This is a genomic window from Clostridium sp. 'deep sea' (genome assembly GCF_014931565.1).
In the GTDB taxonomy this organism is placed as follows: Bacteria; Bacillota; UBA994; order PWPR01; family PWPR01.
In genome coordinates this window covers 2,349,646-2,362,867 of record NZ_CP063353.1, presented here as the reverse complement: position 1 = coordinate 2,362,867, position 13,222 = coordinate 2,349,646, and the positions used below count along the sequence as shown (strand labels likewise).

At 32.5% G+C, this 13,222-nt stretch carries 14 protein-coding genes; 10 read left to right on the top strand and 4 right to left on the bottom strand.

Translation table 11 applies throughout. From position 1 onward, the window contains the following. The first annotated feature begins 11 nt into the window (after positions 1-11). The 5 genes from IMX26_RS11060 to IMX26_RS11040 all read left to right on the top strand — a co-directional run bounded on the left by IMX26_RS11060 (position 12) and on the right by IMX26_RS11040 (position 2,064). Positions 12-218 (top strand): hypothetical protein, encoded by a 207-nt coding sequence (locus tag IMX26_RS11060; RefSeq protein ID WP_195158446.1) that lies wholly within the window; start codon positions 12-14, stop codon positions 216-218. A 48-nt stretch (positions 219-266) separates the two neighbouring features. Continuing rightward, positions 267-533, top strand: coding sequence for a hypothetical protein (locus IMX26_RS11055; protein ID WP_195158445.1), 267 nt, complete (start codon positions 267-269; stop codon positions 531-533). 1 nt (position 534) lies between these two features. Then, on the top strand, positions 535-672 hold the full coding sequence (locus IMX26_RS11050; RefSeq protein WP_195158444.1) for a CD1871A family CXXC motif-containing protein: 138 nt from the start codon (positions 535-537) through the stop codon (positions 670-672). Continuing rightward, complete coding sequence (locus IMX26_RS11045) at positions 665-1,522, top strand: 4Fe-4S binding protein (RefSeq protein WP_243259102.1); 858 nt, start codon at positions 665-667, stop codon at positions 1,520-1,522. The genes IMX26_RS11050 and IMX26_RS11045 overlap by 8 nt, the downstream gene beginning before the upstream one ends. Before the next feature lie 164 nt (positions 1,523-1,686). Next, positions 1,687-2,064 carry a desulfoferrodoxin gene (locus IMX26_RS11040; RefSeq protein WP_195158442.1) on the top strand — a complete coding sequence of 126 codons (378 nt, stop codon included), beginning with the start codon at positions 1,687-1,689 and terminating at the stop codon, positions 2,062-2,064. 142 nt (positions 2,065-2,206) lie between these two features. On the opposite strand, the gene hcp (IMX26_RS11035) is transcribed toward IMX26_RS11040, so the two are convergent. The 3 genes from hcp (IMX26_RS11035) to IMX26_RS11025 form a co-directional block, all read right to left on the bottom strand. After that, positions 2,207-3,775 carry a hydroxylamine reductase gene (gene hcp, locus IMX26_RS11035; RefSeq protein WP_195158441.1) on the bottom strand — a complete coding sequence of 523 codons (1,569 nt, stop codon included), beginning with the start codon at positions 3,773-3,775 and terminating at the stop codon, positions 2,207-2,209. A gap of 103 nt (positions 3,776-3,878) precedes the next feature. Continuing rightward, positions 3,879-4,202 (bottom strand): cupin domain-containing protein, encoded by a 324-nt coding sequence (locus IMX26_RS11030; RefSeq protein ID WP_195158440.1) that lies wholly within the window; start codon positions 4,200-4,202, stop codon positions 3,879-3,881. Between the two features lie 113 nt (positions 4,203-4,315). Further along, on the bottom strand, positions 4,316-5,029 hold the full coding sequence (locus IMX26_RS11025; RefSeq protein WP_195158439.1) for a 4Fe-4S dicluster domain-containing protein: 714 nt from the start codon (positions 5,027-5,029) through the stop codon (positions 4,316-4,318). A gap of 132 nt (positions 5,030-5,161) precedes the next feature. Here IMX26_RS11025 and IMX26_RS11020 point away from each other — a divergent pair, with 132 nt between their 5' ends. Further along, positions 5,162-5,860: a Crp/Fnr family transcriptional regulator gene (locus tag IMX26_RS11020; protein ID WP_347707860.1), complete on the top strand. Its 699-nt coding sequence runs from the start codon at positions 5,162-5,164 to the stop codon at positions 5,858-5,860. Positions 5,861-6,191: 331 nt separating this feature from the next. Here the strand turns inward: IMX26_RS11020 and IMX26_RS11015 are convergent, their stop codons facing one another. Beyond that, entirely contained in the window at positions 6,192-7,991 is a 1,800-nt protein-coding gene (locus IMX26_RS11015; RefSeq protein ID WP_195158438.1) for an FAD-dependent oxidoreductase, read from the bottom strand. A gap of 159 nt (positions 7,992-8,150) precedes the next feature. On the opposite strand from IMX26_RS11015, the gene IMX26_RS11010 reads away from it, so the two are divergent. The 4 genes from IMX26_RS11010 (at position 8,151) to hcp (IMX26_RS10995) (ending at position 12,954) form a co-directional block, all read left to right on the top strand. Continuing rightward, the gene (locus IMX26_RS11010; protein ID WP_195158437.1) at positions 8,151-9,356 is read left to right on the top strand and encodes a polysaccharide deacetylase family protein; all 1,206 of its coding nucleotides are present in this window, start codon (positions 8,151-8,153) and stop codon (positions 9,354-9,356) included. 67 nt (positions 9,357-9,423) lie between these two features. Next, positions 9,424-10,152 carry a SprT family zinc-dependent metalloprotease gene (locus IMX26_RS11005; protein ID WP_195158436.1) on the top strand — a complete coding sequence of 243 codons (729 nt, stop codon included), beginning with the start codon at positions 9,424-9,426 and terminating at the stop codon, positions 10,150-10,152. Positions 10,153-10,436: 284 nt separating this feature from the next. Continuing rightward, on the top strand, positions 10,437-11,165 hold the full coding sequence (locus IMX26_RS11000) for a superoxide dismutase (RefSeq protein ID WP_195158435.1): 729 nt from the start codon (positions 10,437-10,439) through the stop codon (positions 11,163-11,165). Positions 11,166-11,322: 157 nt separating this feature from the next. Next, positions 11,323-12,954, top strand: a complete 1,632-nt coding sequence (hcp, locus tag IMX26_RS10995) for a hydroxylamine reductase (protein WP_195161387.1) — start codon at positions 11,323-11,325, stop codon at positions 12,952-12,954. The last annotated feature ends 268 nt before the right edge of the window (positions 12,955-13,222 follow it).

The following is a 13,222-nucleotide window of genomic DNA, read 5'->3' as shown; positions in this document are numbered from 1 at the left end:
GAGGTGATTTAGTGCGGAAAAAAAGCAAATTAGTGTTAATAACCATAATATTATTATCTATAACAGTGTTGGTAACAGCTTGTAATAAAAAAAACAATGAAGTTTTAGGAACAGATTTTTCGGAGTTTACAACAACAGATTTAGATGGCAATGAAGTTACTAATGAGGTATTTAAAGATAACGATGTAACACTAGTATTTTTATGGGGAACAGGTTGACCATCGTGTATTCAGGAGTTTCCTGAGCTCGTAAAGCTAGAAGCAGAATTGCCAGATAATACTGCTATTTTAGGTATTTTAACCGATGTACAAAATGCCAGCTCGGCTAAAAAAGTGGTTAATGAAACTGGTTTTAAATCAAAAAATATACTCAGTAATAAAGAAATATATAATAGCTATCAAAAGGTACAATATATACCTTACACCATGTTTGTAGATAATGAAGGCAAGGTTGTTGGAGAAGATTTTTCTGGTAAAAAAGACCTAGAAGCCCTTAAAGAGTTCTTAGACATAGCGTTAAAGGCAGTTGAGTAATATGAATAAAAGGCGAATAGCTAAAATAACTATTGTAGTATCTTTAGTGTTTATTGCAGTAGGTATAACCCGAGGTGAAGTGCAAGAGGTTTTTACAAAGGCCATTAATATATGTTTGGAGTGTATTGGCATTGGTTAATAAAAGAAAATTTGTTCAACTAATTACGGCCTTAATTACCAACCTAAACATCAAAGGCTTTTTTACGGGTACTATTTATCAGGGTATAATAAAAAAAATATGTGTGCCGGGGCTAAACTGTTATTCATGCCCCGGTGCTTTAGGTTCTTGCCCTATTGGTGCCCTGCAGGCGGTTATAGGTTCAATACGGTATCAAATATCATATTATGTACTTGGCCTAGTAGCGCTTTTCGGAGCAATAGCTGGTAGGTTTATTTGTGGCTGGCTGTGTCCGTTTGGTTTAATTCAGGAGCTTCTATATAAAATTAAAACCCCAAAACTAAAATGGACAAGTAAAAACAGCTTTTTGCGTTTTGGTAAATACCTAATATTAATTATATTTGTTATCTTACTACCCGCCTTAGTTGTTGACTTTGTAGGGCTTGGGGCGCCTGCTTTTTGCAAGTATCTCTGCCCAGCAGGAACACTTGAGGCAGGTATACCATTAGTGGCAACTAATACCCAATTGCAGGCAATAACAGGCTTTTTATTTACTTGGAAAATAGCTCTATTAATAATAACTATTGTAGCTTCCATTATAATTTTTAGGCCGTTCTGTTATACCGTGTGCCCGTTAGGTGCTATTTATGCCTTATTTAATAAAATATCTCTATACCAAATTAACTATAATAAAAGCTCTTGTACCTCTTGTGGGGCCTGTGTTAGAGCTTGTAAAATGAATATAGATATTACTAAAACAACAACAAGTGCAGAGTGTATACGCTGTGGAGATTGTGTTAATGTTTGCCCAACTGGGGCTTTGAGTTCGGGTTTTAAAACCAAACAAGATTTATGCAAAAATCAGCAATAAAACAACAACTTTTACTAAGCTCCCATGTTTACTTTGTCGAATTATATAACATAGTGTTTATTATAAAAATTAAAAACTAAGAAATACTAAAATATATTGTTATAATAATAAAATAATTGGCTTATGTTCTGATAAAAAGCCATTATTAAGGAGGTAAATATTAAATGACTAAATTGAGAGAACTATATTACTGCTCTATTTGCAAAAATGTAACAGAGGTTGTACATGAAGGCGCTCCTGCTTTAGTATGTTGTGGTAAACCAATGCAAAAACTTGAGGCTAAAAACAGTGATACAGGTTTAGAAAAACATGTACCTGTAGTAACAGAAAAAGATAATGGCATACATGTTTGTGTAGGTAGCATTAATCACCCCATGACTGAGGAGCATAGTATTAACTTTATAGAAGTTTTAACAGAAAATAAAGTATTAAGAGCAGAATTAAAACCTAATGATAAGCCAGAAGCATATTTTAATGTGTGCCCTAAAGAAGTTAAACAGGTAAGAGCATACTGCAATTTACATGGTTTGTGGAAGGCTTAATAGTAAAAAAGTTAATTTAAATACATAGGAGTAGCCTTATAGTAAATTAAGGCTACCCTTTTAATTTTCAAAATTCTTATAAAGTGACTTATAGCCACAAAAAAAGGAGCCATTTCTGGCTCCAATTCGGGGTAAAAGGGGGTTAGCCCAATATTGTTTGTAAATCTTGCTCTGGGGTAGTTATAGGGTGTAAGTCAAACATCGATACCAACACATCTAGTACATTAGAGGAGAAAAATGCAGGCAACGTGGGACCAATGTATATATTTTTAATACCAAGAGCAAGCAAAGATAACAAAATACATACCGCTTTTTGCTCGTACCAAGATAAAACAAGGGTTAATGGTAGTTCATTTACATCACACTCAAAGGCTTTAGATAAAGCAACTGCCACCTGAATTGCCGAGTAAGCATCGTTACACTGACCCATATCCATAATGCGAGGTAGTCCACCAATTTCACCAATGTCTAAATCGTTAAATCGAAATTTACCACAGGCTAGTGTTAAAACTATAGAATCATTTGGTGTTTGTTTAACAAAATCTGTGTAATAGTTTCTACCAGGTTTAGCACCGTCACAACCACCAACTAAGAAAAAGTGCTTTATTGCTCCATCTTTTACAGCACTAATAACCTTGTCGGCTACACCTAATACAGTACTGTGCCCAAAACCTGTTGTTAAAACAGAGCCACCATTTATACCTGTAAACTGGGTATCCTCACTAAAACCACCAAGCTCTAAAGCTTTGTTAATAACAAGCGTAAAGTCTTTATGCCCGTTATTTTCTTTATTAATGTGAATTAGTTCCGGATAACCCACTACATCTGTAGTAAACACTCTGTCTTGATAACTAATACGGGGTCTCATTAAGCAGTTTGTGGTAAATAAAATCGGTGCAGGCAAATTATCAAATTCCTTTTGCTGATTTTGCCAAGCAGTACCATAGTTGCCCTTTAAGTGGCTATACTTTTTTAGCTCTGGATAACCATGGGATGGTAACATTTCACCGTGAGTATAAATATTAATTCCTTTACCCTCTGTTTGCTCAAGTAACATTTTTAAATCGTGTAGATCGTGTCCGGTAATTACAATGAAAGGACCTTTTTCAACATTAGTAGTTACCTGAGTAGGAACTGGGTGGCCATAGGTTGAGGTATTAGCTGTATCTAATAAACCCATACATTTGAGATTAATATGACCAAACTCCATTAATAATCCAAGCCATTCTTCAACGGTGTGTTCTTCAGCTAAGGCTTTCATACCTTTAAAGAACCAAGCAGTTACTTCTGTGTCTTCATGTCCTAAAATATAGGCATGCCAAGCGTATGCAGCCATTCCTCTCATACCAAGTAACAGAGTTGAACGTAAAGAAACCACATCTTCGTTGCCTTGCCATAAAGCCTCTGGCGCTAAATCTTGGGCGTCTCCATAATTGCTTTTTTCTTCTCTAACTAGCCGAATTAGCTCTTTAATTCGCTCGTCATCAAAATTAACATTGGTGATAGTAGCAAATAAACTCTGCATCATTAACTCATTAGCAGTTTTGCTAGTCTCTTTTTCATATGTCGCCCTTGCTAAACCAACTAATGACCCTGTTAACTCGTCTTGTAAATTAGCTGTACTTGCTTGTTTACCACAAACGCCTACTTTGGTACAACCTTTACCGTTTACAGTTTGTTCACACTGAAAACAAAACATATTATTGTCCATTTAAAAACCTCCAGAATTATATTGAGTAAATTTTAGTACTGTTATTTTGTTACTAATAATTACTGTTAAAAAAAATCACTTTGTTGCTCTGTACATCACAGTTTTAATTAAAGCTCTTTGGACTTGGTGCCTTTACAATAAAAAACTCTAATACTTCACTATGAGCATTGCTTACATTCATTTTTGTTTTGTAAGGAATATTAACTATACTACCTGTAGGGTAGCTATGAGAGTCTTGATCGTTTAGTTGTAAGGTAATTGTTCCTTTAACAACAATTAAGTACACATGTGAATTTGAATAGTGTTCTGGTAAACATTCGCCGTTAGGTAAAACTGCATGGTTTATGTCAGCATTATTATCACTAATAACTCTCTCAATTAACTTTTTACCTTTTTCTAGCGTAAAGTTATAAAGCTTCTCTACCATTACAATACCTCCTATTATTTATTAATGGATTCATAATCCTTAAAGCCAAATTACTTTGGTGCAGAGTTTGGGCAATAATAAATTACCCAAACATATATCACCAAGAGCGAGTTCTAATTCTCTTTTATATTTCCTTCTGAGGTTATAGTAACAACTTGCCAAGGTAGCATTTTACCACTATTTATTAATGCTTTTTTCACAGCATGTTCCATACCGCCACAGCAAGGCACTTCCATTCTTAAAACAGTTATGTTTTTAATATTATTATTGCTTATAATTGCTGTTAACTTTTCGCTATAGTCCATAGCATCGAGCTTAGGGCAGCCAATAATAGTAATTTTATTTCTCATAAAATCTTGGTGAATATTTGCATATGCAAATGCAGTACAATCAGCAGCAACTAGCAAACTAGCATTATTAAAATAAGGGGCATTAACAGGCACTAATTTAATTTGCACAGGCCATTGTTGTAATTGAGAAGTTGGCTTAAGCTGTGCAGGTGCAGTAGGGGTAGCCTCTTTTTTAGCTAACATCATAGCTTTAGATCCAGGGCAGCCACCACCATTATGGGGTATTTTTGTAGCTGCTTTTTTCTTCATATTAGCTTTAACAGCCTCAACATCAAATTCAGCAGCTTCACGTTCAATTATTTTAATTGCTCCGGTAGGACATTCGGGCAAACAATCACCTAAACCATCACAATAAGAGTCGGATATAAGCTTGGCTTTGCCATTTATCATTTGCAAAGCACCCTCGTGACAGGCATCTACACATAAACCACAGCCATTACACTTAGCTTCATCAATTTGAATAATCTTTCTTTTCATATTTATACCTCCATTAAGGAATAGTCATATTTTTAGGTCAATTACGTTGAGTAATCTCAAGGTTGTGTTGTTACTGTTAGTATAATATAATAATAGTAGCTAATCGGTAGCTATAGCTACCAAGTGTAAGAGGTGGTTAAAATAATTGAGTTATACTCTAAAGTACTTGAAAAAGCAACTTTATTTAGCGATATAGAGCCTTATAATATTCATGGTATGGTTAGTTGTTTAAAACCACGTATAGAACACTTTAAAAAATATGATTTTATTACAATGGCAGGAGATACCTTTAAAGAGTTAGGGATTATTCTAAAAGGTGAAGCAATAGTTATAAAAGAAAATGCCGCTGGAAACAGAGTAATTATGATGACCCTTAAACCAAGTGATATGTTTGGTGAAATGGTAGTATTTTCGGAAAAAAGCAAGTGGCCTGCAACTGTGCAGGCACAAAAAGATTGTACAGTTTTCTTTTTATCTAAAACCAAAATAATAGGCGAGTGTGATAAAGTTTGCCCATGGCATAAACAAATGATTCAAAACATGCTTAAAATAACCTCTATGAGAGCACTAAAACTCAATAAGCAAGTAGAGTATTTAACCATAAAAAGCATGAGAGTTAAACTAAGTACTTATATATTAGAGCAATATAACAAATGCCTAAAAAATACCTTTGAATTACCACTAAAACGAAATGAACTAGCAGACTACCTAAATGTTTCACGACCCTCAATGTCTCGTGAAATGGGCAGAATGAGAGATGAGGGTTTAATAGACTTCTATAAATCTACCGTAAAGATTATAGATATTGAGGGTTTAAAGAGCTTTGTATAAAATAAAAACATCTGTCGACCCCTAATAGTGTAAAAACCCTAGGGGTACGACAGATTATTTTTTTATTGTGATTATAATGAATTTAATAATTATTTAAATTTATAAATTAAAACTTTTAAAAAATACCCTGACATCGACAGATTTGACACATAAAAGCATTGTATTTATAATGAAAAATGGCTGCGCTATTGAAATATAACCATAGTGGAATGTAAATGATTTTGTTTGATCTTCGGCAAAGTATAAACTCTTGGTTGAAATATAACCATAGTGGAATTATTTTTATTTAAGGTAATAAAAAACCAATGAACAAAAATTCATTGGCTTTTATTTATTTATTTAAATACTCATCAATGTGGTAAAGCAGTGTTGCCATTTTACCTATACTTATAAATTCATCTTCTGTAGTTTGCTGATATATCTCTAAGCTGTTAAGGTATGTTAAAAGTTTAGGATTATTAGCAAAGCTATTATTTATATCGGTTTTTTGTAGATCTTTAACTGTTTTACAAGGTAGATATTCGCCCTCTAGTGTTAGCTCTCTGCGTTTAACTATTTCTTGAACCAGCCAATTATATTCACCTGTATTAATTATTCTATCTACTAAGTAATCATTGTTATAGTTTCCACATACTAAAGCATATTGTCTTATAAAACTTATACCTGTATAGTATTTATGGTTTAGAAATTTATCCTTTATTTCAAACTCTGGCAAGTATGCGCCATTGTTAATCAACTGGTCTTGTAGTGATTTAACGAGAGTGCTATCTTTGCTTAGTGCACGTACATTTACATTATTGTTTTTGGCAATAATTGCAGCAACACCAGCGGCTTCACCAGTACACATTCCTACAGGAACCATTCGAGCGCTACCATGAGCTAGTGAATCAAAACCAGCACTTCTGCCAACAATTAGTAAATTGTCTATATTTAGTGGAACTAAAGACCTAAATGGTATAGCGTACTGGTTGGGGTTACCCAGTATTAAGGCATAAGTTTTGGGTGCTGTACCCTGCATATCTACAGGATAAGAGCCTAAGGCGATTCTATCTTCTTGGTCTCTATTCTCTAAAACATCAGTAATAGTTAATCGGTACTCTGTAACAAAATGGCGAGACTCTCTTATGTATAGCTCAGGGGCAATTGCATCAAGTTTAATATTCTCCATTCCCGGAACTTGTTCTCTGAAAAAGGGTATTATCTCTGCTATTTCTTGTTTAGCTATTTGTTTAGCACTCTCTATGCTTATAGGGTCCAAAGGATTAATTTGAAAAATTCTTAAGGCATTTATCATAATCCTGCCATCTGGCTCCCTAGCAAAGTTTGGTCCACGCAATTCTGCATTTTTATTTATTGGTTTATATAATTTATTAAAGTTCTTAAAACCCCAAGCTGTATTATTAGTTGATGAACTGTATTTATCTCCATCATTTTTTAGATGTTTTCTTAGTTTAGACCAGCCTTTATTGGTCATACCTTTAAGGCTAAATACTTGAGTTACAGCCATTCCGAATTTTGCTCCACCAATGTCTTCATAACCAAGGGTAAAAGGAGCACCAGCTAGCGCAGCTATATCTCCGTCTTGGGTTGCATCTATTAAAGTATTACAAAAGTATGTATATTCTTCGTTGTTATTATTTGCAGTTATGCCAATTATTTTGTTGTCTTTTAATTGAGGCTTTATATCGTTCATATTTAGCATTAGGGTAATGTTTTTTTCTTTAGATAACAGGTTGTTAAATACTTTATCTGCTGTTTTTATACTAAAAGCAATTCCCTCAATTTGTTTGTAAAATTCTTTGAATATACCTTGGGTAACTAATACTTTATTTTTGTTATAGTTCATGTCTAAAAAATTTAGCCAACCTAAGGTAAATAATCCCCCTACTTTATCTCTTTTATCTATTAAAAGAACTTTACCTCCTGCTCTAGCAGCTGCAATTGCGGCAGATATTCCCTCTGGGTCACTACCAACCACAATTACACTAAATTCGTTATCATTGTATTCTTCGTGAATAGCTGGTATTTTTTGTTGGCGTGATTCACTAAGAGGTGGTACTGTACTTTGTTTAGTACATCCTATTAAAATTAAAAGTAATAATACTACCATAATTATTTTTTTTATATGCATCATTTACCTCCATCTGTTAAAGTTCATAGATAATGCCATCATTTAGTATTGCACATTGTAGTTGATTATGCAAATAAAAAATAATATAATTTTAATATTGTAAAATATAGCTAATTTGATTACCAATGTACGATAAAAGAATAAGTTTTAAGGAGAACTATGAAAAAAAATGTATTTAATATAGGCTTTATAATAATTCTATTTTTTGTAGTATTTTGTGGATGTAATAATGAATATAGTAGTAAAATGCTTGATGATCCAGATAGCCATCAGCAATTGAAATCTGTTACAATTAAGCAAGGTGATATAGTAAATAAGGCAGAAGCAAATTTTATTAAAATTGATTATTTAGCTAAATATTTTAATTTAAGCTTACAGCATAATGATAAAGATTCATTTCATACAATTAAAGGTAAAAGTAGAGTATTGTACTTAGCTGAAAAAAGTGAAATAAAAGATAATTATACCTGTGTTTATAATGATAATTGGCAAGAAACCTACATATCGTCTTTTGTAAAAAATAATGAATTCTATATTCAACTTGAAGATGTATTAGCTTACTTTAATATTACAGATTATAGAGTTGATGTTGAAGAGGTTAGTTCTGTTAATTCTAAGAATTCAAATTTAAAAGTTCCAATACTTTTATATCACTATTTATTACCAGAAAAAGATATGAAGAAAGAATATTGGCATAATGATTCAATCATGACAGTAGAAAATTTTGAACGTACGATTGATTTTATTTATAAACAAGGCTATAAAACAATTTCCTTTAAAGATTATGTTGCTGCTTACAATGGCTTAAAAGAAATTCCCGAAAAAAGTGTTATTATAACCTTTGATGATGGTTATTACAGTGATTATAAATATGCCTATCCAATATTAAAAAAGTATGGTTATGTAGCTAGTAGTTTTGTTATAACAAGGTTTGTTTATGAAGATGATCCATATGGTTTAGCAAAAGAATTTCAATATGAGGCACTACCTTATTTAACATGGAACTCAATGAACAGTATGAGAGATGTATTTTCATTTCATTCCCATACCCATAATTTTCACAGAAAAGGCGATATAGGACCGTATTATAAAGAAAAATCTTTATCCTTAATTAAAGAAGATTTAATAAAGTCTGATGAGATTTTACGAAGTAGAAATTATAATAATGTAAAAATACTCGCCTATCCTTATGGGTATTATAATAATAAAGTAGTTAATTTATTAACAGAATTAAATTATGATATGGCGTTAACTGTGAAACCAGGAAGCTCCTGTTTAACGCATGGTATATATCAACTAAAGAGATATGTTATATTTAATAGAACAAGCAATGAAAAACTCAGTAGAATTTTGCACAATAGATAGTTATAATAATAGAGGGTTAGCTAGTAATAGCTAACTTTTTTTAAACCATAAAACAATGGGAGAAATAATGAAACATATTTTAAAATATAAAAATAGAGTAATTGAATATAATCTTAAATGGTCTAGTCGACGAAAATCAGTAGCATTAAAAATAAACAATCAAGGTGAATTGATTATAACAGCACCTTTAGGCATTAGTGAGCAAGAAGTAAATAGAATAGTTTTAAAAAAAGCTAAATGGATTTTTAATAAACTAAAACAAGTACAAGAAATGCAACAAACTATACCAAGGTATTTATATGTATCTGGAGAGTATTTTTATTTTTTAGGGCAGCAGTATGAACTTAAGGTTATAAAGGCAGATTTTTTAGCTCCACTTGTAAATATTAAAGATAATATTTTACTAGTAAAACTGCCTTGTAACCTAGAGCAAGATAAAATAGCTTTAGTAGTTAAAAATGAAATAGAAGCTTTCTTTTGTAACAAAGCTTTAAAAATAATTGAAGATAGGGTTAATTACTATAAGGATATTATAAACGTAAACCCTAATAAAATAACTTTACGTAATCAAAAAACCCGTTGGGGAAGTTGCTCTTCTTTAGGTAATATAAGCATTAACTGGCGAATAACGCTTGCTCCACTTAAAATAGTTGACTATATTGTAGTACATGAGTTATGCCATTTAAAAGTATTAAACCACTCTAAAGAATTTTGGCTGTTAGTTGCTAAGTATATACCTAATTATAAAGAGTGTGAAAAATGGTTAAAACAGCACGGGCATAAGTTAATTATTTAAAAATGTAAAATAGTTAGAGCAATACTACCTGCTTAGTAATACTATATAACAGTAAGATTGTTGAAAATGCATGTTCTTTGTAAAACTATATTTTTGCTTAAAAGGTAAAAGATTATGTGTAGGAACTCTTTTTATACGTATTTTAGCATATTAATGAATACTGCATTGTATTACATTATTCTGTTAAAGTTTTAGTGTCTTAACAGCAAACATTTTCATCAATCTCACGCTAGTTAATAGTTATGTGTTATACACATTAAAAGTTATAGTATTTCACTTAGGAGGTGGAGTTAATAAAAAAGAGTAATTATCGGTACTCAAAAACATCAAAAAAAAGTAAACGAATAGCTAAAAAAACATCTAGCTGGGGAAGTTTTAATGATTCTTATACTGTGCCAATAGGAGAACACAAATTACCACCTTTATCATATGAGTTTAATGCCCTAGAGCCATACATAGGTGCTGAAACAATGAAAGTACATTATGATATATTACATAGACGCTGTGTAAATATGTTAAACAAAGTTGAACTAGAGTTGCAAGAGGCACGTAGTTGTAATGATTATAAAAATATACAGTGTTTAGAGTCGCAATTAGCGTTGTTTGGTTCTTGTCATAATCTACATACTATATGGTGGAAATCTATTACCCCAAATAAAACTACTATTAGAGAGCCATTAGCAACAGAAATAAATTGTGCTTTTGGCAGTATGGAGAGCTTTAAAAAACAATTTGGGGCAGTAGCAAAATCAACTCCTGGGCCAGGTTGGGCTGTTTTAGTTTGGTTACCACGAGCATGGCGAGTAGAGTTACAACAAATTAGTTTACATCAAAACAATGTTTTACAAGACTGTATACCTCTTTTGGTTTTAGATGTTTGGGAGCATGCCTACTTTTTAGATTATAAAAGCAATTTAGATGAATATGTAGAGATGTGGTGGAATATAATAGATTGGGATACTGCTAATCATAGATTAAGTCAGGCAAAAAAAGTTAAATGGAAACCCTACTAATTTAGCAAAGTAATAATTATAAAACATATTACTTTAAAAGCGTTAACAACCTCTTTGTAAAGAAATGAATTGTAGACACTGCATATAGATAGTTCTCTAAGCACATGATAAGAAAGATATATTATGTGAATGGAGGGCTTTTTTATTGAAAAATAAGATGTTTTGTTATCAGTGTGAGCAAACAGCTGGTAACAAAGGTTGTGTAAAAATGGGGGTTTGTTCTAAAACTCCAGAGGTAGCAAAACTGCAAGATATTTTAGTGCACCAGTTAAAAGGTATTGGTTATTACGCAGTTAAGGCATTAGAGAGCAATAAACAACTACCTAACGGCATAAGTAAGTTTGTTGTTGATGGTATGTTTGCAACATTAACCAATGTAAACTTTGATGCTCAAAGATTTTTAGAGTATATTAACAAAGCTAATGATTATAAGAATAAGCTTGTTAATTTAGTTGGTGAGTGTAAAGATGCACCCTCTGGAGCTAACTACTATGCCCCTAAAACTAAAGAAGAAATCCTTAAAGATAGTGAGCATATTGGGGTAATGGTAGATGAAGATTTAGATATGGATATTAGGTCTTTAAGAGAGCTTTTAACCTATGGCTTTAAAGGCATGGCTGCCTATGCTCATCATAGTTATATTTTAGGAAGGTATGACGATGAGGTAAATCATTTCTTTTTTAAAGGTTTAGCTGCTACCCTAGATGAAAAATTGGGTATTCCGGAGTTATTTAAGCTTAATATGGAGTTAGGTCGAGTAAATTTAAAATGTATGGAGCTACTTGATGCCGCTAATACAGGTGCCTATGGAGATCCTACCCCAACAGAGGTTAATATTAAAACTATAAAAGGACCATTTATAGTTGTTTCGGGGCATGATTTAAAAGACCTTTATGAGTTGTTAAAACAAACCGAAGGTAAAGGTATTAATATTTATACTCATGGTGAAATGTTACCCGCTCATGGTTACCCAAAGTTAAAGGCGTTTAAACATTTAGTAGGGAACTATGGTGGTGCATGGCAAAATCAGCAAAAGGAGTTTGATAATCTACCAGGTGCTATTTTAATGACAACCAACTGCCTAATGAAACCTCGAGATAATTATCGAGATAGAATATTTACAACAAGTATAGTAGGTTTTGATGGTTTGCCTCATATTTGTGAAAAAGATAGCGCAAAGGACTTTACTGCAGTTATAGATAAAGCCCTTGAGCTAGGGGGATTTACAGAAGATGAGCCAGAGCAAAAAATTATGGTTGGCTTTGCCCATAAAGCAACCTTAAGTCATGCTGAAGAAATTATTAGTGCAGTAAAAGAGGGTAAAATAAAGCATTTCTTCTTAATTGGTGGCTGTGATGGGGCGAGACCTGGTAGAAATTATTACACTGAATTTGCTGAACAGACACCTAAAGATACAGTTATATTAACACTCGCATGTGGTAAGTACCGCTTTAATAAAAAAGACTTTGGCACAGTTGCAGGGTTACCAAGATTATTAGATGTAGGTCAATGTAATGATTCTTATTCAGCAATAAAAATAGCGCTTGCTTTAGCAGATGCCTTTGATTGCACAGTTAATGACTTGCCACTCTCTTTAATACTATCTTGGTATGAGCAAAAGGCTGTTGTTATTCTTTTATCATTACTATACTTAGATATTAAAAATATATATTTAGGGCCAACATTGCCAGCATTTTTGAGCCCTAATGTTTTACAGGTACTTGTAGATAAGTTTAAGATAACTGCAATCTCCACACCTGAGAAAGACTTGCAGGAAATTTTAGGGTAGGTAATACTGAAAATAACTTATAAAAGGGGGCTGTTGCACTAGCTTTACAAAAAGAAGACCTAATCAAAACTAATATAAACATATAAAAGAACTACAGATGAAGGTGCTGAGGCGTAAGGATTATCATAAACCTGCCACACCTTCATTTCACTTAGTGCACTTGGTGGTTTCTAAAACATTAAATATTTACCTTAAGCTTGATTTTAAAGCCTCACATATTGTTGTTACATAAATTTCACTCTCCAATTAGTTAAAATATTCTAAACAC